General features: G+C 59.4%; 16 protein-coding genes and 2 riboswitches. Of the genes, 3 read left to right on the forward strand and 13 right to left on the reverse strand.

The annotated features are described in order from the left end of the window. Positions 1-51 precede the first annotated feature (51 nt). The 7 genes from DOU54_RS08945 to DOU54_RS08980 form a co-directional block, all read right to left on the reverse strand. On the reverse strand, positions 52-1566 hold the full coding sequence (locus DOU54_RS08945; protein WP_048902756.1) for a M48 family metalloprotease: 1515 nt from the start codon (positions 1564-1566) through the stop codon (positions 52-54). Positions 1567-1820: 254 nt separating this feature from the next. Further along, the gene (locus DOU54_RS08955; protein WP_037090155.1) at positions 1821-2537 is read right to left on the reverse strand and encodes a thiamine ABC transporter ATP-binding protein; all 717 of its coding nucleotides are present in this window, start codon (positions 2535-2537) and stop codon (positions 1821-1823) included. Then, entirely contained in the window at positions 2534-4174 is a 1641-nt protein-coding gene (gene thiP, locus DOU54_RS08960) for a thiamine/thiamine pyrophosphate ABC transporter permease ThiP (RefSeq protein WP_113382012.1), read from the reverse strand. The genes DOU54_RS08955 and thiP overlap by 4 nt, the downstream gene beginning before the upstream one ends. A gap of 19 nt (positions 4175-4193) precedes the next feature. Then, complete coding sequence (gene thiB, locus DOU54_RS08965; protein ID WP_113382011.1) at positions 4194-5207, reverse strand: thiamine ABC transporter substrate binding subunit; 1014 nt, start codon at positions 5205-5207, stop codon at positions 4194-4196. A 37-nt stretch (positions 5208-5244) separates the two neighbouring features. Then, a riboswitch (TPP riboswitch) is annotated at positions 5245-5355 on the reverse strand. 45 nt (positions 5356-5400) lie between these two features. Further along, entirely contained in the window at positions 5401-5793 is a 393-nt protein-coding gene (locus tag DOU54_RS08970) for a VOC family protein (protein WP_006698278.1), read from the reverse strand. A gap of 88 nt (positions 5794-5881) precedes the next feature. Further along, positions 5882-7708 carry an ABC-F family ATP-binding cassette domain-containing protein gene (locus tag DOU54_RS08975; RefSeq protein WP_004443966.1) on the reverse strand — a complete coding sequence of 609 codons (1827 nt, stop codon included), beginning with the start codon at positions 7706-7708 and terminating at the stop codon, positions 5882-5884. Between the two features lie 4 nt (positions 7709-7712). Next, positions 7713-8366: a thiamine diphosphokinase gene (locus DOU54_RS08980; protein WP_006698280.1), complete on the reverse strand. Its 654-nt coding sequence runs from the start codon at positions 8364-8366 to the stop codon at positions 7713-7715. Positions 8367-8455: 89 nt separating this feature from the next. Further along, a riboswitch (SAM riboswitch) is annotated at positions 8456-8532 on the forward strand. Positions 8533-8616: 84 nt separating this feature from the next. Here DOU54_RS08980 and metA point away from each other — a divergent pair. Next, positions 8617-9543 (forward strand): homoserine O-acetyltransferase MetA, encoded by a 927-nt coding sequence (metA, locus tag DOU54_RS08985; RefSeq protein WP_004443968.1) that lies wholly within the window; start codon positions 8617-8619, stop codon positions 9541-9543. Positions 9544-9619: 76 nt separating this feature from the next. Beyond that, positions 9620-10639: an aldose epimerase family protein gene (locus DOU54_RS08990; protein WP_022556979.1), complete on the forward strand. Its 1020-nt coding sequence runs from the start codon at positions 9620-9622 to the stop codon at positions 10637-10639. Between the two features lie 15 nt (positions 10640-10654). Here the strand turns inward: DOU54_RS08990 and mtgA are convergent, their stop codons facing one another. Beyond that, positions 10655-11365 carry a monofunctional biosynthetic peptidoglycan transglycosylase gene (gene mtgA / locus DOU54_RS08995; RefSeq protein ID WP_034500053.1) on the reverse strand — a complete coding sequence of 237 codons (711 nt, stop codon included), beginning with the start codon at positions 11363-11365 and terminating at the stop codon, positions 10655-10657. Between the two features lie 174 nt (positions 11366-11539). Between mtgA and DOU54_RS09000 the strand changes: the two genes are divergently transcribed. Continuing rightward, entirely contained in the window at positions 11540-12454 is a 915-nt protein-coding gene (locus DOU54_RS09000; protein ID WP_112765647.1) for a polyprenyl synthetase family protein, read from the forward strand. 31 nt (positions 12455-12485) lie between these two features. On the opposite strand, the gene DOU54_RS09005 is transcribed toward DOU54_RS09000, so the two are convergent. The 5 genes from DOU54_RS09005 to pyc form a co-directional block, all read right to left on the reverse strand. Continuing rightward, entirely contained in the window at positions 12486-13148 is a 663-nt protein-coding gene (locus DOU54_RS09005) for a YiaD family glycine zipper/OmpA-like lipoprotein (RefSeq protein ID WP_004443979.1), read from the reverse strand. A gap of 66 nt (positions 13149-13214) precedes the next feature. After that, positions 13215-14465, reverse strand: coding sequence for a flavodoxin-dependent (E)-4-hydroxy-3-methylbut-2-enyl-diphosphate synthase (ispG, locus tag DOU54_RS09010; protein ID WP_006698284.1), 1251 nt, complete (start codon positions 14463-14465; stop codon positions 13215-13217). A gap of 120 nt (positions 14466-14585) precedes the next feature. Continuing rightward, entirely contained in the window at positions 14586-15776 is a 1191-nt protein-coding gene (locus DOU54_RS09015) for an MFS transporter (protein ID WP_004443984.1), read from the reverse strand. 33 nt (positions 15777-15809) lie between these two features. Next, positions 15810-16589, reverse strand: a complete 780-nt coding sequence (locus tag DOU54_RS09020) for a DeoR/GlpR family DNA-binding transcription regulator (RefSeq protein WP_004443986.1) — start codon at positions 16587-16589, stop codon at positions 15810-15812. Positions 16590-16711: 122 nt separating this feature from the next. Continuing rightward, positions 16712-20173: a pyruvate carboxylase gene (pyc, locus tag DOU54_RS09025; protein WP_113382010.1), complete on the reverse strand. Its 3462-nt coding sequence runs from the start codon at positions 20171-20173 to the stop codon at positions 16712-16714. Between the last annotated feature and the right edge of the window lie 55 nt (positions 20174-20228).

Consider the following 20228-nt stretch of genomic DNA (forward strand, 5'->3'; position numbering starts at 1 on the left):
TGCCGGGTGAAGGTCTGAACATAAAACCCCGGGGTGATCCGGGGTTTTTGTTTATTCAGAGATGATCTTTACCCTTTGCCCGGGCTGAATCGTGGCCGTGGCGCCCATCGCGTTGATCATGCGGAACATGTCAAGCTTCCGCTCCGTTCCCATCATCCTCGCCGCCATCGTGGCCACGGTTTCACCCGGCTTCACCGTCACCACCCGCACTCTTAGCGGCTTCAGGGATGCGATCTCCTGCGGCGTCATCTTGCGGAAGCTGGTGCGCAAGGTATTGGCGATGGAATCGAGTTGCGTATTGCCCTTCGGCACCGCGGTCAGGAACCGGAATATCTGCTGGCCGACGCGGATGACCGTGACGTCGAAATCCCATTTATCCGCGCTTGCCCGGGCTGTCGCGGCCTCCAGTCCGTTGATCTGCGTTTCCTTTACCGTTTCAGGCAGCAGGCCGGCGACCCAGCCGCTCGTCAGGTAATTGGCAAGGCTCGTCTGTTTCGGATCGGCGACGCCGTCGAAACGGATTGCGACCTCGCCCGGCCCTGTCGCCAGCACAGCCTCAACCTTGTTGTCGATCACGAAACCTTCCGGCACGTCGAAACGAATGCCGAGCGTTCCATGCAGGAATGTCTGGCCGCGGACATAACCTTCCTGCGGGCTATCGCCGTAAAGCAGCCCGTCTATACCATCCAGAAACCAGTCTCGGCCACGATCTCCGACCTGGCCTTCCTGGCCGAAGGCACGGGCATGCCGGCGCGCAAGCTCGATTCGCTGTGGTGTATTGGGGTGACTCGAAAGGAAGTCGAGGCTCTGGTCGTTTTCCGGATCGGCCGAAGAGAACCGCGCATAGGCCGCCATGGAATCAAGAAAGCGCGGCGATGCGTAAGGATCGTAACCCGCCTCGCCAAGCATGCGTACCCCGATCACATCCGCCTGCAACTCCTGCTGGCGCGAAAAAGCTGCAAGCCGCAGCTTGCCACGGGCCAGCGCCTGCTTGCCGGCGAGATCGCTGGACAGGACCTCTGCAACCACGCGGCTCGCAATCACTTCCGCTTCTTCGCGGCGCTGACGTTCGATCCCGTGGTTGGCGGTGACGTGGCCCATTTCGTGCGACAGCACGGCCGCCACTTCCGAGGCGTCATTGGCGAGCGCCAGAAGCCCGCGCGTCACGTAAAGATACCCGCCGGGCAAAGCGAAAGCGTTGATGGCGGGCGAATTGAGAATGGTGATGCGGTAGGATTGCTGCGGATTTTCGGAGACGGCCGTCAGCGCTCCGGCAATCCGGGCGACAAGCCGCTCCGTCTTGGCATCACGATATTCGCCGCCATAGCTTGCCACGATGCGTGGATGTTCGCGTGCGCCCATCTGCGCGCGCGGATCGTTCTTCTGAACCTCTTCCACCGTCTGCGGATTGTCCGAGGGACGCAATGTGGACTGGTAGGCCGGGCTGAAAAGAGATTGGCACGATGACAGCAACACGGCAGAAGCGGTCAGCGCGGACCACGCCGCAGCGAGCCGGCCGGAACGGCGAAGGCCTGAACCGGAGGAGAGCCTCCGCTGTGCAGTCATGCTATTTTTCATTCTCTATGCCTGCCCCTTAACGTTCCTGATCATCCGTTAATTGCAGACCAGAATAACAGATTCGCCCCAACGGGCGATGAATGCCGAGACGGTAAAATCGATCCATCAAATCCGGAATATTCCTGAAGAGCGCAATAATTCTCATCTTTTCTCGGGCAACAACTTGAAACTGGCAAGTGCAAATTAGCGCCATTGAAGTCATCTAAAGCGATTGCCAGCGGCGCGCGTCGAAAATAAGGCGGTCACCCGTTCAGGAAACTGTCCACGGCCTTCACATTTTGTGTGGCAAAGAAATCCGCTGTCGCTCCGGCAAAAACGACACGGCCACGATCAAGAAAAACCACCCGCCGCGCTAATCTTTTTATGTCTTCCGGGTGATGGCTCACAATAATCACCGCATTATTTGTTTCTTGATGCAAGTCAAGCAACAGAGAACTCATGCCCGCCCGTAGCCCTGGATCAAGTGCGGCGAAAGGTTCATCGAGCAGCATGACGGGCTTCTTCCTGACCAATGCGCGCGCAAGCGCCGCCCTCTGCCTTTCTCCTCCGGAGAGCGTGCCCGGCAAACGCTTGCCGAAACCCGAAAGACCAACGCGCGCAAGCGCAATATTTATCCTTTGCCGGTCTTCCGCGTGTAATCTGAGCGTGGGGCTTATACCAAGCGCGACATTGGTAAAAACGTCGAGATGGGCAAAAAGATTATTGTCCTGAAAGATCGAAGAGACAGGCCTTTCGGAAGGGTCGAGCGTCGTCACGTCCCGTCCGCCGATCATCACGCGGCCGGAATCCGGCAACTCGAAACCGGCAACGAGGTTAAGCAGTGTCGATTTTCCCGAACCGGATGCACCGACGACAGCGGTGACCTGCCCCTGCGGAAACGCACAGTCGAGGTCGAAATCCTGCGTTCCAAGCCGCAGCCTGACCCTGTCAAGCTGCACTGCGAAATCGTCGCCCTTCATGTCATCGCCTCTGCCGCTTTTGCCTGCTCCGGTTGTGAATGTCGCGATACGCCGGTTGCAGCAAGCAACAGGCAGACCACACCGAGAAGAAAGGCGTAACCGGCAGCATCGTTGGTCCGGTAACTGCCCATATTGCTATAGACGAGCCACGGCAAGGTGACGAAATTCTCTGAACCGAACAGGGCAACCGCGCCGAGATCGCCAAGCGACAGGGACATCGCGAAGGAAAATGCCATGGCCAGCGGCCGCCACAAGACGGGCAGATCGGCGAACCGCAGCCGCGGCAGACCCTGAAGCCCGAGGCTGGCGGAAAGTCGGCCGGTGCGGAGAAAATGACTGGTGACGGCCGGCTCCAGCACCCGCATGGCAAGCGGCAGGGCCATCAGCATGTTGATGAGCGCCACGAGAACCGGGGCATAAACAGCGACGTCACCGAAAGGCCGCAAGAGAAGGAACCATCCGCTTCCGAGCACCACGGGCGGAACCAGCAGAACCAGAGACGATCCCGCGCCGAGAACGCTGGACAAGAGGTGAAGAGGCCGCGCGGCCCGCCGTTTCGCGCTGACCGCCTGACGTGCGCGGATGATCGCCATGCTGACGATGATCACGAAAATTGCCGAGAACGCGGCAATCCCAAGACTTGTCGCCGCCGCGCGCAGGAAGACCGGTGCTGTGATGAGGCGCGGCAGGTCTGCCTGGACGCCCGAGAAGACAATGGCGACCAGCGGCAGTCCGATCAACAGCACCGCGGAAACGATGATTAGACCGTCCCACAGGCGGGCCGCCGCCCGGCCCGCATCGAAACGGCGCACGGGCCGGCCAAGTGAAGCGATTTCCGCTTCCGGCGACGGCAGGCAGGCCAGAAGGCCGAGCAGGGCCGCGGTGAGGACGATCTGCAGAACCGAGAGCGCGATCGCCCGCTGCGGATCGAAATCGAACCGCAGCGCCTGGTATATAGCGACCTCCAGGGTGGTCGCCGCCGGCCCACCGCCCAAAAGGAGCACGAGCGTGAAACTGGTGGCGCAAAGCATGAAGATGAGGCCGGCGATACCCGGAACAAGCCGGGACACGGCCGGCCATTCGACAAAACGGAAAACCGAGATCGGCCCCATGCCGAGGCTCGCCGCCATGCGCCAATATTCGCCCGGAATACGCTCCAGCCCGGCCAGCAACAACCGGACGGAAAGCGGCAGATTGAAAAACACATGAGCAATGAGGATGCCGGAAAGACCGTAAATGCTGAAAGGTTCTTCCGCGCCGGCGAAAACAAGAAGCGTATTCAAGACACCCTTCCTCCCCCAGATGGTAATGATACCGAAGGCGCCGACGATAACCGGCAGCCCCATCGGCACTGCCATCAACCGGATGATCCAGATCCTTCCCGGAAACTCCCGCTGCCGGGAGAGTGCCAAGGCCACGGGAAGACCAAGAATGATGGAAAGAAGGGTGGAGAGCGTCGCCTGATAAACCGTGAAGCGCAGAATACGCAATGTATAAGGGTCCAAAATGCCGGAAGCGGATGCACCCGCATCAAAGGACAGAAGCGCAAACACGGCGAGCGCCATGAACAGGAAAACGGCGGCAAAAGCCGCCGTCCCGAAAATGATTGACCGCCGGTAATCGCGACGCAGCATCATGCGTGGACGCGCCTCTTCTTCAATTCATGCTCATGGCCGTCAGCCATTCGTCTATCCATGCCTTGCGGTTTTTCGCGACCTCTTCCGGCTGCATCAGGAAAGTCTTCTGCGGCACGACGAGCCTGGAAAAGGCCTCCGGCAGGGGGGCGGAGGTTGCTGCAACCGGCATCATCCAGTTGTTTTCGGGAATGGTATCCTGAAAACCGGAGGTGAGGGTGAATGCGAGAAACTGCTTTGCAAGATCCTTGTGCGGCGCGTTTTTGAGAAGGCCTGACACTTCGATCTGGATGTAATGTCCTTCGGAGAAAGCTGCGGCCTGATAACGATCGGACTTTTCGGCGACCATATGATAGGCGGGCGAAGTCGTGTAGGACAGCACCATCGGCACCTCCCCCTTGGTGAAGAGCCCGTAGGACTCCGACCAGCCCGGCGTAACGGTAAGGATCCGCTTCCTGAGCTTTGCCCAGGCTTCCGGCGCCTGGTCGCCATAAACCGATTTCACCCACAGAAGCAGCCCCAGTCCCGGCGTCGAGGTGCGCGGGTCCTGAATGGCTATCTTCTGGGCAGGGTCGCCTTCCACGAGTTCTTTGAGGCTCGTTGGTGGGCTTTTCAGCGTCTGGGTGTCATAGACGATAGCAAAATGGCCGTAATCATAGGGAACGAACACATCGTCCTCATAGCCGCCGGGTACCTTGGCCGCTGATGCATCAACGCCGCTGACATCGAAAAGGCCGGTCTGTTTCGCCTCCGCGACCAGATTTGTATCAAGTCCCACGACGACATCCGCCTTGGAGCCCACACCTTCTAATTTCAGCCGGTTGAGAAGCGCCACGCCGTCCGCCACGCCGACAAAATTGACGGTGCAAGCGCACACCTTCTCGAAAGCTTCCTTTATTTTGGGACCGGGACCCCATTCAGAAACGAAGCTCTCATAGGTATAGACCGTCAGTTCCGGTTTTTCCTGCGCAACTGCGAAGCCGGGCAGAAGCATGGAAACGGCAATGATGGAATTTACAAAAACACGACGGCGCACGAATATCTCCTCAAAACGAGGAGGGAAATAGCCGCCTGCATGAAAGCCGTCTAATCCCTCCGCCGGTATGAACCGGATCAGGTTCTTCGGGTTGGCAAGCCTCTCAGCCTTTTGCGCCCAAGCGCGAAAGACACCCCGTTAGATCAAGATAATGGTGTAGTCCCGCAGACCCATCTTGGCAAGATGGCTGCCATCAACCCTGCTGCGCCATGTGCACCAGTTCCCAGACGTGGCCGTCGGGATCCTGAAAACTGCCTGCATACATGAATCCGTGATCCTGAACGGGTTTCCAGTGGCTGCCGCCTGACGCGAGCGCGGCCTCGATCATACGGTCGATTTCCTCCCGGCTTCCGGCGGAAAGACAGGTCAGTACCTCGGTACTCCGCTTGGCGTCGGCGATGTCGCCGTTGATGAAATCACGAAAACGCTCTTCCTGAAGGAGCATGACGAAGATGTTCTCCTCGACAATCATGCAGAGCGTGCGGTCATCGGAATATTCCGGATTGAAGGTGAAACCCAGTGTCGTGAAGAAGGCTCTCGATGTCTCGATATTCTTGACGGGCAGGTTGACGAAGATCATGCGCATGGTGTTGAACTCCTCCGAACCGGGACAGCAAACGGCATTTCCGCCGTCCTGTCAAAGGCGGATGGCGGAGCGGCCGGAAAGATCGTCCTCAGCCTTCCAGTTCCTCGCGCAGCATCTCCAGCTCCAGCCACTCCTCTTCCATGGCCTCAAGCTTTTCGCGCAGCTTTTCCATTTCCTGCGCCAGCTTGTTGAAGGCCGCCTGATCCTTGGCGAAGAGTTCCGGGTCGGCCATGCGCTGCTCGCGTTTTGCAATCTCTTCCTGCGCCTTCTCCATCTCCTTGGGGAGATTTTCGAGGGCGAATTTCTGTTTGAACGAAAGCTTGGCCTTGGCCTTTCCAGGCTCCTGCGAAGACGGGGCTGAAGGTGCGGCTTTCGCCTTTTCCTGTCTCTCAGCTTTTCGTTTCTCTTCCGCAGCTCCCTTGCGCTGCGCCATCATATCCGAATAGCCACCGGCATATTCGATCCAGCGTCCGTCCGGTTGATCGGGATTGGCCGGCGCGATGGTGGAGGTGACCGTACGGTCAAGAAAATCACGGTCGTGGCTGACAAGGATGACCGTGCCGGAAAACCCGGCAACGATCTCCTGCAACAGATCCAGCGTTTCGATATCGAGATCGTTTGTCGGTTCGTCGAGAATCAGAAGATTGGTCGGCCGGGCGAGAATACGCGCCAGAATGAGCCTTGCACGCTCGCCGCCGGAAAGGTTGCGGATGGGTGTGCGGGCCTGTTCCGGCTGGAACAGAAAGTCCTTCATATAACCCGTGACATGCTTCACCTCGCCATTGACGAGAAGATTGTCGCCCCGGCCGTCGGTCAAATAATGTGCGAGCGTATCGTTGGGATTGAGCTCCTCGCGCTTCTGGTCAAGCGTTGCGATCTCGAGATTGGTGCCGAGCTTGACCCAGCCGCTGTCTGGTTCAAGCTGGCCGGTGAGCATCTTCAGCAACGTTGTCTTGCCCGCGCCATTCGGTCCGACGAGACCGATGCAATCGCCGCGATGCACCCGCAGTGAGAACGGCGCGACAATCATGCGCTCACCGTAAGCCTTGGTGATAGCCTCCGCCTCGATGACCAGCTTGCCGGACTCCCGGCCTTCCGTGACGGTCGCCTGCACCGTCCCCTGCGGCCCCTTGTGCCCACGATATTCCGCCCGCATGGCCTGAAGCTCACCGACACGGCGCATGTTGCGCTTGCGCCTTGCAGTCACGCCATACCGCATCCAGTGTTCTTCGCGCTCGATGGCCTTGCCGAGCTTGTGTTGTTCAAGCTCTTCCTCTTCAAGCACCTTGTCGCGCCATTCCTCGAAATGGGCAAAACCACGATTGAGACGGCGGGACTGGCCGCGATCGAGCCAGACGGTCGAGGTCGAAACCCGTTCAAGAAAACGACGGTCGTGCGAAATCAGCACCAGCGCGCTGCGCGTCTGCTGGAGTTCGCTTTCAAGCCATTCGATTGTCGGCAGATCCAGATGGTTGGTGGGTTCGTCCAGCATCAGAATATCGGGCTCCGGCGCCATGACACGGGCAAGCGCCGCGCGGCGCGCTTCACCACCGGAAAGGTTTGCCGGATTTTCCTGACCCGTAAGCCCGAGATGCTCGAGAAGATAAGTAACCCGATAGGCATCGTCGCCAGGCCCGAGCCCCGCCTCGGCATAGGCCTGAACGGTATCGTAACCGGCAAAATCCGGAGCCTGTTCCAGATAACGGATGGTTGCAGCGGGATGACGGAAAACCTCGCCCGACTGGGCCTCGACAAGGCCCGCTGCGATCTTCATCAGCGTGGACTTGCCGGAACCGTTGCGTCCGACAAGGCAGATGCGGTCGCCCGGCTCCACCTGGAGATTGGCGCCGTCCAGCAGCGGGGTGACGCCGAAGGTCAGCTTGATGTCATCGAGTTTCAAAATAGGGGGTGCCAAGGCGTCAGGCTCCGGTCAGATCATAAGGGCGGGCGAGCACGATGGCTTTTCCGCTTTTAAGCGAAAAATGCACAGGGCCGCCATTCGCGACATTGGAAATAGTGCGGGAGGAACCGAAAGCAAGCGCGAAATCCTCCAGCGGGTAACGCACATTGCCGATATCCAGCCCCTCCAGGGCTGTGAAGCCGGCCACCGAGAAAAGCGAGCCTGCGGGTAGAGAGACATCAAGCGAGCCCGGGAGCAGCGGCCGGGCCTCTTCCTCGCCGGAGGTGAGCGAAACATCGAGACCACGTTCGGCAAGCGCGACGGCGTAAAGGAGGTGCTGGAGGGCATGGTCGCTTCGTGCACCCCCGAGCGCGCCGACAAGCACCAGCGTACCGGCGCCGCGGGCGAGCGCCTCCGAGACCGCTATCTCACCATCGGTCACCGCCTTTGCTGCCGGGTAAGGCTGCCGCGTCACACCGGGCCAGGCATCCAGCAACTCTTTGCTGGCGGAATCGAAATCCCCGACCCACAACTCCGGTGTGAGGCCAAGCGGCCGGGCGTGGCGCATGCCGCCATCAGCCGCGATCACGCGGCTACCCGCGACCGCGTCCCTGAGACGATCAGTAACCGAAACATCGCCGCCGAGCAGAATGGTGAAGTGCGCTTTATCCATGCCCTGCCTTATCGCACCTCGGCCGAAAATGGAAAGCCGAAAGCCTCCGAAAACCGTCCATATTGATTTTCGTCGGCTTCGGGATTATGAAACGCCTTAGTGGTGATTTGCCGACCGGCTTGCAGCCACTTTAAAGAAGTCGCTAAAGGGTCGAGGAAAAAGGCAATTTCCTGGGACCGGTCGCGATTTCCGCTGCCGGTTTTTTTGTTTTCGCAACGTTCTTTACGTGATCCGGAAAAGAGAGTTCGACATGCCGATCAAGATTCCCGATACGCTTCCCGCCTTTGAGACCCTCGTTCACGAGGGCGTGCGGGTCATGACCGAAACGGCGGCCATCCGACAGGATATCCGCCCGCTCCAGATCGGGCTTCTCAACCTCATGCCGAACAAGATCAAGACGGAAATCCAGATGGCGCGCCTCGTTGGCGCCTCGCCGCTTCAGGTTGAGTTGTCGCTCGTGCGCATCGGCGGTCATCGCGCCAAGAACACACCGGAAGAACATCTCCTCTCCTTCTACGAGACGTGGGAAGAGGTGCGTCACCGCAAGTTCGACGGTTTCATCATCACCGGTGCTCCCATTGAGCTGCTGGACTATGAGGACGTCACCTACTGGAATGAAATGCAAAAGATTTTCGAGTGGACGCGGACCAATGTCCATTCGACCCTCAACGTCTGCTGGGGCGCGATGGCCGCCATCTATCACTTCCACGGCGTGCCTAAATACGAGCTGAAGGAAAAGGCTTTCGGTGTTTACCGCCACCGCAATCTTTGCCCTTCGTCGATCTACCTCAATGGTTTTTCGGACGATTTCCAGGTTCCCGTGTCACGCTGGACGGAAGTGCGCCGCGCCGACATCGAAAAACATCCGGAACTCGAAATCCTCATGGAGTCGGAGGAAATGGGTGTATGTCTGGTACATGAGAAGGCAGGCAACCGTCTCTATATGTTCAATCATGTCGAATATGATTCGACATCGCTTTCGGACGAGTATTTCCGCGATGTTCACGCCGGCGTGCCGATCAAGCTGCCGCATGATTATTTTCCGCATAACGACCCCGAACTCGCGCCCCTTAACCGCTGGCGCAGTCATGCCCATCTGTTTTTCGGAAACTGGATCAACGAGATATACCAGACGACACCATATGAACTCGAGGCCATCGGCCAGCTGGCGGCCTGAATTTGCGGGATTGCGAATTGCCGGGAAATGACGCAACGTCCGCCCGGCAATTCATGGCAACCGGGAGAATGATGTTATGAGCGACGGGGCAGCACGGGAGAATTTTGGTTTCACGGCAACGGGCGAAAAGGTCGAGCGTGTCACCATTTCGAAAGGTGGGCTTACAGCGAAGGTCATTACCTGGGGTGCCGTCATCCAGGATTTGCGCCTTGAGGGTCACCAGCCGCCGCTCGTTCTCGGCTTCGACAAATTCGAGGATTATAAATATTCCTCCTACTTCGGCGCCACACCCGGCCGTAACGCCAACCGCATCGGCAATGGCAGATTTTCGATCGACGGTCACGAATACCAGCTGGAGCTGAATGAAAAAGGCGTAACCCACCTGCACGGCGGCAGCGACGGCATGGGCAAACGCAACTGGATGCTGATGGAACACGGCGAAAGCCACGCGGTTCTGCAGATCATCGACCCCGATGGCCGTGCCGGTTATCCCGGCAACTGCACGGTCACAGCCACCTACACGATCCGTGACGGCGGCGTACTTTCGGTGGTCTATGAAACGGTGACCGACAAGCCGACCATCGCCAATGTGTGCCAGCATTCCTATTTCAATCTCGATGGCGCCGACACCGCACTTGGGCATGAGATCAGTATCGCGGCTGACTTTTACCTGCCCACCAACGACAAGCAGATACCGACCGGCGAAATCCGCTCCGTCGAAGGCACCGTCTTCGACCTTCGCCACCCGACGCCGATGCGGCGCAGCGAAAATGGTGAGCAGGTTCTCTACGACCATAATTTCTGCCTTTCGCCCGAGCGCCGCGCCAAGCGCAAGGTCGCCCGCGCTTATTCGCCAGCCTCTGATATAGCTCTAGAGGTTCACACCACCGAACCCGGTGTGCAGTTTTATTCGGCTTTCAAGCTGGACGTTCCCGTTCCGGGCCTCGATGGCCGTCACTACGGTCCCTTTGCCGGTTTCTGCCTGGAAACACAGATCTGGCCGGATGCCGTCAACCACCCTGATTTTCCGCATGCCATCCTACGGCCGGGCGAGACGCTGCGCCAGGAAACCGACTATATTTTCAAGAAGGGCTGAAGCGGCGCGCTGGTATCAATCCAGCACGCAGCCGACATAGCTGCCCGAGGCGCGGGCGCGGCGCTCGATAAGGCCGGCGAGCCTCTGCAACCCGCGCCCCGGCTTGCTGGCCACACGATCAATGGGATTGGGAAGCGAAACGGCCAGAAGTGCGGCCTGTCGGGAACTGAGCTTGGCGGCCGGCACCTTGAAGTGGTGCTGGGCGGCAGCCTCGATGCCGTAAATACCCGGTCCCCATTCGGCGACGTTGAGATAAATCTCCATCATCCGCTTTTTTGACCATACGAAATCGGCGGCAATCGCCAGCGGCAATTCCAATCCCTTGCGCAGAAACGAACGACCGTTCCATAAAAACAGGTTTTTGGCCGTCTGCATCGGGATGGTGCTGGCGCCGCGCGTCGCGGCCCCGTCGAGCGCATTGCTGACCACGGACTGCATCTGGTTCCAGTCAACCCCGCCGTGAAAACAGAATTGCCCATCCTCGGACATCATCACCGATTGCACGAGGCGCGGCGAAATATCCTCTAGTGGCACCCAGCGCCTGTCATAGCCTTGCAGCGTCACCAGATCGGCAAGCATCAGCGTCGACACGGGCCGGATGAAGGGCAACGCATAAACCGGAATCAGCAGATAAGGCAGGATGAGCAATGCCAGCAAGGTCATGATGATGCGCTTGGCCAACGTGCGAAAATCCACCTTCGGACTGCTCCGGTCTTCCGCCAGCATGGCGTAATCTGCGTCGCTTTCAGGCGTACTGCTCACTATCCGTCCCCGCACCCCACGCCAATTGAAGCCTTTCATAGTCCATTGCCGTCTTCAAGGCGAGTCCGGCGCGACAGTTGAGTTGGGGAATCACGAAAAGGTTTGCCTGCATTCGCTCGGCGTGCCAAAGAGCGCGGCATGGACGCTCAGATGACGAATTTCGAAACACGGCTGCGTGAGAACGCCGCCAGGACCGAAGCCCTGCTTGGCCGCCTGCTTTCCGGCGAGACACGCGCGGACGAGATCGCGCGCCCGCAGAACCTGCTTGAGGCCATGCGCCACGGCGTGCTGAACGGCGGTAAACGCCTGCGCCCCTTCCTCGTCATCGAAAGCGCCGCGCTCCTCGGCGGAGATGGAGAAGCTGCGCTTTTTGCCGGTGCCGCGCTGGAATGCCTCCATTGCTATTCGCTGGTTCACGACGATCTGCCGGCTATGGATGACGACGACCTGCGTCGTGGCCAGCCAACGGTGCATCGCAAATTCGACGAGGCGACCGCCATCCTCGCTGGCGACAGCCTACTGACGCTGGCCTTTGATATCATTGCATCGGAAGAAAATCCGCTCGCGGCCGGGCGCAAGGCCGCGCTCGTGCTTTCGCTTGCCCGCGCAGCGGGCATCGGCGGCATGGCCGGCGGGCAGGCGCTTGATCTCGCCGCGGAAAAGAACGCACCGGACGAAACCGGCATTATTACATTGCAGGCTATGAAAACCGGCGCACTGCTGCGCTTCGCCTGCGAGGCGGGCGCAATCATAGCCGGTAGCGATGATTGCGAAAGGCAGAGGCTACGCCTATTTGGAGAAAAAATCGGCCTCGCCTTCCAGCTGGCAGACGATCTCCTTGATTTGACGGCCGACGCCGCCACCATGGGCAAGGCGACCGGCAAGGATGCCGCACGCGGCAAGGGAACGCTGGTGGCGCTGCGCGGCCAAGACTGGGCGCGTCGCAAACTTCAGGAACAGGTGGCAGAGGCCAGCGAACTCCTGGCTCCCTATGGCGAAAAGGCCGCGATTCTCATCTCGGCCGCCAGATTTATCGCAGAACGAAAAAGCTGAGTGGGTTTTCCCGCTCAGCCTCTCCAGTCGATCAGCCCTTGAGCGGCGAAATCAACACTTCCACACGGCGGTTTTGGGCGCGACCATCAGACGTTGCGTTCGAGGCGATGGGCTGCGAAGGCCCAAAGCCAAGTGTTGAAATGCGTCGTTGATCGACACCGCGTGCGCCGAGATAGTTGGCAACCGACGCGGCGCGGCGTTCCGAAAGCCCCTGATTGTGGGCGAGGCTACCGGTCGAGTCGGTATGGCCGTTGATGTCGATCAGCGTGCGGTTGAACTTGTTCAGCACGATCGCAACGGAATCGAGCGTCTGATAGAAGGGCGGAATGACCTGATCCTGATCCGTGGCAAAGGTGATATTCGACGGCATGTTGAGAACAATGCTGTCGCCACGGCGGGTCACCGAAACGCCGGTCCCCTGAAGCTGCGCGCGGAGTTCCGCTTCCTGGCCATCCATGTAATTGCCGATGGCGCCGCCAGCGAGCGCGCCGATGCCGGCACCGATCAGGGCAGCGTTACGGCGTCCGACCGGCGAACCGCCCACAGCCAGACCGCCGAGCGCACCGACAACAGCGCCGATACCCGCGCCGCCGGCCGTGTTCGACATTTTCTGCTCGCCCGTATAGGGATCGGTGGTGGTGCAGGCGGAAAGATAGGTGCCGCAAAGGGCGACGATCGCGATTTTTTTGATCATGTGTTTTGATGCTCCGAAAGGGTCAGGAGGTATGACAGTGGAATTGCGGCCTTTTCACGCTACTCGTTACTCCGCTGCGTCTTTCCGGCCAAAACGCTTTTCGATGTAATCGGTCACAAGCGCTTCGAAATCAGCGGCTATGTTGGGGCCACGCAGAGTGAGAGCTTTCTCTCCGTCGATGAAGACCGGCGCCGCCGGGCTTTCGCCCGTTCCGGGCAGCGAAATGCCGATATCCGCGTGCTTGCTTTCACCGGGACCATTTACGATGCAACCCATGACGGCGACATTTAATGCCTCGACGCCGGGATATTTTTCACGCCAGACCGGCATATTCTTGCGGATATCGTTCTGGATGTTCTGGGCCAGTTCCTGAAATACCGTCGACGTGGTACGCCCGCAGCCGGGACATGCCGCAACCACCGGAATGAACTGACGGAAACCCATGACCTGCAGCAATTCCTGCGCCACCTGCACCTCGCGGGTGCGGTCGCCATTCGGCTCAGGCGTCAGCGAAACGCGGATCGTATCGCCAATACCATGCTGCAACACATAACCCATGGCGGCGGACGAGGCGACGATACCCTTTGAACCCATGCCGGCTTCCGTGAGACCGAGATGGAGGGCGTGGTCGGAGCGTTCAGACAACATCGAATAGACGGCAATCAGGTCCTGCACCTGGCTGACCTTGGCCGAGAGGATGATACGGTTGCGCGGCAGGCCGATCTCTTCGGCAAGCTCGGCGGAAATCAGCGCCGACTGAACAATGGCCTCCCGCGTGACCTGACGGGCGGAAAGCGGAAAGCCCTCTTCCTTGTTCCTGTCCATCAGCGTAGTCAGCAATTCCTGATCCAGAGATCCCCAGTTGACACCGATGCGAACGGGCTTGTCGTAACGGATCGCCATTTCGACGATCTCACCGAACTGCTTGTCCTTCTTGTCCTTGAAACCGACATTGCCCGGATTGATGCGGTACTTCGCCAGCGCTTCGGCGCAGGCCGGATGGTCGGCCAGAAGCTTGTGGCCAATATAATGAAAATCACCGACCAGCGGCACATCCATCCCAAGACGCAGCAGCCGTTCACGAATTTTCGGCACGGCGGCCGCACTCTCATCCCGGTCAACGGTGATACGGACGATTTCCGAACCTGCCCGGAACAGCGCCGCCACTTGGCTGACGGTGGCGTCGATATCAGCCGTATCGGTATTGGTCATCGACTGCACGACGACGGGTGCGCCGCCACCGACGATGACGCCGCCGACGTCTACGGCGACGGAGGCGCGGCGGGGCTTCGGGTCGTAATCGGCATGTGACGTCATGGCGGTCTCTGGAGCTTGCGGCAAGGTCTTGCAATTGAGGTGAAACAAGGGGGACTTCTTGTCAACACCCAACGCGCTGGAGCTTCTACTTTACCGCAATCATGGCAAAATTCGATACGCCTATTCCTTGCCCGCACCGTCGGCATGACGGGCGAGCCGCGAAAGTAGCAGAACCACCACATGCAGTAACGGGAGAAACAGGAAGACGCTGGCGAGACCGGTATGTTCCGCAATGAAGCCAATCGCCGATGGCGCCACCAGAATGCCGGAATAACCCATGGTGGTGACGACCGAAAGGCCGATTCCCGGTGCCAGGCCCGGCATATTGCCCGCCGCCGAGAAGGCAATGGGCACCATGTTGGAGATGCCGATGCCCGCAATCGCGAAGCCAACGATCGCGATGGTGGAATTTCCCGCAATACCGGCGATAAGAAGACCGATAATCGACATGGCCGAACAGAAGCGCAGGGTCGTCACAGCCCCGAAGCGGTCGCGCACCAGATCGCCGGCAAAACGCATGGCCGCCATGGTCATCGAGAAAGCCGCAAAGGCGAAGCCGGATTGTGACACCGAAGCTCCGAGCTCGTTGCGCAGATAAAGAGCGCCCCAGTCGAGGATTGCGCCTTCCGGGATCATCGAGAAAAGGGCCATCAGGCCGATGATCCACGGCAGCGGCGTCAGCGGCAGGCCGCCTTTCGGGCGCTCTTCCTCCGGGTGCGGACGATCTGCAAGCACACGCGGCCATGCCACGATCAGCAGTACGAATGCGATGACCGTCAGCGCAATGGCATGCCCCTGCACGCCGATGGCCGTGATGAGATAACCGCCGAGACCGGCCCCGATGAGGCCGCCGAGGCTCCAGAAAGCGTGGCAGGATGACATGATGGCGCGGCGCATATCGCGCTCAACCGCTACCGCATTGGCATTCATGGCGACATCCATCGCTCCCGTTAGGCCGCCAAACAGGAAAACCGCGATTACCCCGGCCCAGACGGTTCCCGCCCAGGAAATGAAAAGCAGTGTGGGCAGAAAGATCGCCGCGGTCACGAGACTGACCGTCCGGGAGCCAAAACGGGCGATCTGCGAGCCGGCGATCGGCATGAAAACCAGCGAGCCGATACCGAAGACCAGGATGATGAGACCAAGCGCGCTTTCACTAAGGGAAAGACGCGCCGCAAATTCGGGAATCTTGGGCGCCCATGATCCCATCATGAACCCGTTCATCAAGAACAGCAGGGAAACGCCGATACGATGACGCGTCAGATAGGACGAGCGTGCACCCGTCTGCGAAAATGTGGTGGGGCCATTCATCGGCTATATCCTTCAGACTTGACCATGGGAAAATCAGGCGACGGCATCGTCGCCGCAATAAACGTCTACGCCTCGGCTGGACACGCCCTCGACCAACACGCGGTCGGCATCCCGTTCCAGCACAAGGGAAAGCGGCGGGGAAAAATCATGCACGTGGAACGCTGCCTTATGCCCCAGCTTCTCGGTGGTGATTGCAGCGACAATCCGCTGGCTGGCGCTGCAGGCGAGCCGCTTGAAAACGGCATCCTCGAAGACATCGGCCGACAGGCCGGTCTCGACCGCGACACCACAGACCCCGAGAACACAGAGATCGGGTCGCATCAATTCGAGCTGCCGCAGCGCCATTGCATCGATTGCCGCACCAACGGCGGGATCAACCTTGCCACCGATCAGCACAAGATCGATATCCGCCCGCCCCGTGAGTTCGGCGGCAATGGCGGGCGTATTCGTCACCACCGTTACATTGAGACCAGCCGGGATCGCCCTGGCAATGGCGAGGTTCGTCGAACCGGCATCGATGAAAACGACCATGCCCCGCTTGAGAAGCGGGACAACGGCGCGGGCCAGCAGAGCCTTGCGGTCCGCATCCTCGGCGATCCGCGTCTTCAGCGGCACCGTCTTGCTATCCGAGAGCAGGGCGCCGCCATAAACGCGCATGCATTCCCCACGGGCCGCCATCTCTCGCAGGTCGCGGCGAACCGTGTCTTCAGAAACGCCAAAGTTTTGAGCGAGGTCCTGCGCCAGCACACGGCCGTTCTGCCGCAACTGTTCGAGGATAAGCGCCTGCCGCTCGCTGACGAAATGATCACTCATACAGACTCATGCATAAACAGGAATAAACGTGCATGAACATGCATATTCGAGTTTTCGGGGAAACGCAATAAAAAACGCCCGCCGGGAAGGCGGGCGTCTAACTGTTCGATCGACGAATGTATTTATTCCGCGTAAGCGACCAGTAGATCCTTCGCATCGATCTGGTCGCCCGGGCGCACCAGAACTTCCGCGATCTTGCCATCCCGCTCGGCGTGAAGCGCCGTTTCCATCTTCATCGCCTCGATGGAGAGCAACACATCGCCAGCCTTGACCTCCTGGCCTTGATTGACGAAGACGCGGCTGATGACACCCGGCATCGGTGCCCCGACATGCGACGCGTTGCCAGGTTCGGCCTTGCGGCGCACGGCAGAGCCGGAAGCACCATGCGTCCGATCCGGCACCTTGATACGGCGCGGCTGACCATTGATTTCGAAAAACACCGTCACCATGCCCTTGTCGTCAACGCCGGATGAAGCCTGATTGACGATGACCAGCGTCTTGCCGCGCTCGATATCTGCAAACAGTTCCTCGCCATCCTCCATTCCGTAGAAATAGGCATGGGTGGGAAGCACCGAGACCGGACCATAGGTTTCGGCGGTGAGCGCGAAATCCGTGAATACCTTCGGATACATCAGATAGGATGCGAACTCGAAATCATCGACCTTGCGCTCCAGCTTGGTCTCGATGGTCTTCCGTTCGGCATCGAGATCGGCATCCGCCAATAGTGAACCCGGACGAACGGTATAGGGCGCTTCGCCCTTCAACGCTTTTTTCTGCAGGGCTTCCGGCCACCCGCCGGGCGATTGTCCGAGATCGCCCTTCAGCATGGAAACCACGGACTCCGGGAAAGAGACCTCGCGCTCGGGATTCTGTACGTCGGCCACTGTCAGATCCTGGCTGACCATCATCAGCGCCATGTCACCGACGACTTTCGAAGACGGCGTCACCTTGACGATATCGCCGAACATCCTGTTGGCATCGGCATAAGCCTGCGCCACTTCGTGCCAACGGCTTTCGAGACCCAGCGAACGCGCCTGTTCCTTGAGGTTGGTGAACTGACCACCCGGCATTTCGTGCAGATAGACTTCCGACGCCGGCCCCTTGAGATCGCTTTCGAAAGCCGCATATTGGTTGCGCACGGCCTCCCAATAGAAGGAAATGCGGCGAATCCATTCGGTATCAAGGCCCGTATCGCGTTCCGACCCGGCAAGCGCTTCCACGATCGAACCAAGGCACGGCTGCGACGTGTTGCCAGAGAAGGCGTCCATCGCGGCATCGACCGCGTCGACACCCGCATCCACGGCGGCAAGAACCGTCGCTGCCGCAATTCCTGATGTATCATGGGTGTGGAAATGGATCGGCAGACCCGTTTCTTCCCGCAGCGCCTTGAACAGAACCTTGGCGGCAGCCGGTTTCAGCAGGCCCGCCATATCCTTGACGGCAATAATATGCGCGCCTGCGCGTTCCAGTTCCTGGGCGAGATTGGTGTAATATTTCAGGTCGTATTTCGGACGCGCCGAATTGAGGATGTCTCCGGTGTAGCAGATGGCCGCTTCACAGAGCTTGTTTTCCTCCGAGATGGCATCCATCGAGACCCGCATATTCTCCACCCAGTTCAGGCAATCGAAGACACGGAAAAGATCAATGCCGCCCTTTGCGGCCTGACGGACAAAATACTTCACGACGTTATCCGGGTAGTTCTTGTACCCGACGCCGTTTGCCCCGCGCAGAAGCATCTGCAGCAGCAGGTTGGGAGCACCTTCGCGGATCAGCGCCAGACGCTCCCACGGGTCTTCGGTCAAGAAGCGCATGGAAACGTCGAATGTTGCACCGCCCCAGCACTCCAGCGACAGAAGCTGTGGCAGCGCTTTGGCATAGGCGCTGGCGACGCGGGCGATATCGTGGGTACGGACACGGGTCGCAAGCAGCGACTGATGTCCGTCGCGCATCGTCGTATCCGTGACGAGTACCCGCTTTTCGTTGCGCATCCAGTCTGCGAAACCCTTCGGGCCGAGCTTGTCCAGCAACTGCTTCGTGCCGTCGGGCGTCGGCGCATCGATATAGGGCACGATGGGCTTTGCCGCCTTGTCCGAGGGCCTTGCGCGTCCCTTGGTTTCCGGGTGGCCGTTCACGGTCACATCGGCGAGATAGGTCAAAAGCTTGGTAGCGCGGTCCTGCCGTTTGACCTGGGCAAAAAGCTCGGGCGTCGAATCGATGAAGCGGGTTGTATAGGTATTGTTGCGGAAACTGTCATGGCCGATGATGGCCTCTAGGAATGTGAGGTTGGTCGCCACGCCGCGGATACGGAATTCGCGCAAAGCGCGATCCATACGGTTGATCGCCTCGTCAGGCCGCGGCGCCCAGGCCGTCACCTTCACAAGCAACGGATCGTAGTAGCGGGTGATGACAGCCCCTGTATAGGACGTGCCGCCGTCCAGACGGATACCGAAGCCTGAAGCGGAGCGATAAGCGGTGATACGGCCATAATCCGGAATGAAATTGTGTTCCGGGTCTTCCGTCGTAATGCGGCACTGGAGGGCGTGGCCATTCAGGCGGATATCCTCCTGCCTCGGCACCCCGGATTCCGGCGTGCCGATGGCGGCGCCTTCCAGAATGTGAATCTGCGCCTTGACGATATCGATACCTGTGACGACTTCCGTAACGGTATGTTCCACCTGAATGCGCGGATTGACCTCGATGAAGTAGAATTTTCCGGTGTCGGCATCCATCAGATATTCGACTGTGCCGGCGCCGATATAGCTGGTCGCGGCGGCGATCTTCAGGGAATAGGCGGCCAGTTCCTGACGCTGCGCTTCTGACAGATAGGGGGCAGGCGCACGCTCGACGACCTTTTGATTACGCCGCTGGATCGAACAATCACGCTCGAACAGATGCACGACATTGCCATGCGTATCGCCGAGAATCTGGCTCTCCACATGGCGCGCGCGTTCGACCAGCTTTTCCAGATAGACTTCGTCCTTGCCGAAGGCGGCCTTCGCTTCGCGCTTGGCTTCCGTCACCTCGCGGGCGAGGTCTTCCTTCTTGCGGATGGCGCGCATACCGCGACCGCCACCGCCCCAGGAGGCTTTGAGCATCACGGGATAACCGATTTCCTCGGCCATGCGCTCCACTTCCGCCATATCCTCAGGCAGCGGATCGGTGGCGGGAACGACGGGAACATTGACCGAAATGGCGAGATTGCGGGCTGCGACCTTGTTGCCGAGCTGGCGCATCGTATCGGCGGTCGGTCCAATGAATGTGATGCCGGCCTTGTTACAGGCCTCCACGAATTCGGGGCTTTCAGACAGAAGACCGTAACCGGGATGAATCGCGTCCGCTCCGGAGAGCTTCGCAACGCGGATAACCTCCTCGATCGAAAGATAGCTCTCGATCGGTCCCATATCCTTGGCGAGATGCGGCCCCCTGCCGACCTGATAGGACTCGTCCGCCTTGAAGCGGTGCAAAGACAGCTTGTCCTCTTCCGCCCAAATCGCAACGGTTTTAATCCCGAGCTCGTTGGCTGCCCGGAAAACGCGGATCGCAATTTCGGATCGGTTGGCAACAAGTATTTTCGATATTTTCAAGACGGTCTCCCCACACGCCAAAACAAAATTCTGCTGCACTGCGGAATTAAGCAGC

The sequence above is a fragment of the Agrobacterium sp. MS2 genome, assembly GCF_003261015.1.
GTDB classification, from domain to species: Bacteria; Pseudomonadota; Alphaproteobacteria; order Rhizobiales; family Rhizobiaceae; genus Agrobacterium; species Agrobacterium pusense.

Coding starts and splice junctions, on each gene's coding strand:
- DOU54_RS08945 (WP_048902756.1), bottom strand. CDS start 1,566: ATGACTGCACAGCGGAGGCTCTCCTCCGGTTCAGGCCTTCGCCGTTCC.
- DOU54_RS08955 (WP_037090155.1), bottom strand. CDS start 2,537: ATGAAGGGCGACGATTTCGCAGTGCAGCTTGACAGGGTCAGGCTGCGG.
- thiP (WP_113382012.1), bottom strand. CDS start 4,174: ATGATGCTGCGTCGCGATTACCGGCGGTCAATCATTTTCGGGACGGCG.
- DOU54_RS08970 (WP_006698278.1), bottom strand. CDS start 5,793: ATGCGCATGATCTTCGTCAACCTGCCCGTCAAGAATATCGAGACATCG.
- DOU54_RS08980 (WP_006698280.1), bottom strand. CDS start 8,366: ATGGATAAAGCGCACTTCACCATTCTGCTCGGCGGCGATGTTTCGGTT.
- metA (WP_004443968.1), top strand. CDS start 8,617: ATGCCGATCAAGATTCCCGATACGCTTCCCGCCTTTGAGACCCTCGTT.
- DOU54_RS08990 (WP_022556979.1), top strand. CDS start 9,620: ATGAGCGACGGGGCAGCACGGGAGAATTTTGGTTTCACGGCAACGGGC.
- mtgA (WP_034500053.1), bottom strand. CDS start 11,365: ATGCTGGCGGAAGACCGGAGCAGTCCGAAGGTGGATTTTCGCACGTTG.
- DOU54_RS09000 (WP_112765647.1), top strand. CDS start 11,540: ATGGACGCTCAGATGACGAATTTCGAAACACGGCTGCGTGAGAACGCC.
- DOU54_RS09005 (WP_004443979.1), bottom strand. CDS start 13,148: ATGATCAAAAAAATCGCGATCGTCGCCCTTTGCGGCACCTATCTTTCC.
- ispG (WP_006698284.1), bottom strand. CDS start 14,465: ATGACGTCACATGCCGATTACGACCCGAAGCCCCGCCGCGCCTCCGTC.
- DOU54_RS09015 (WP_004443984.1), bottom strand. CDS start 15,776: ATGAATGGCCCCACCACATTTTCGCAGACGGGTGCACGCTCGTCCTAT.
- DOU54_RS09020 (WP_004443986.1), bottom strand. CDS start 16,589: ATGAGTGATCATTTCGTCAGCGAGCGGCAGGCGCTTATCCTCGAACAG.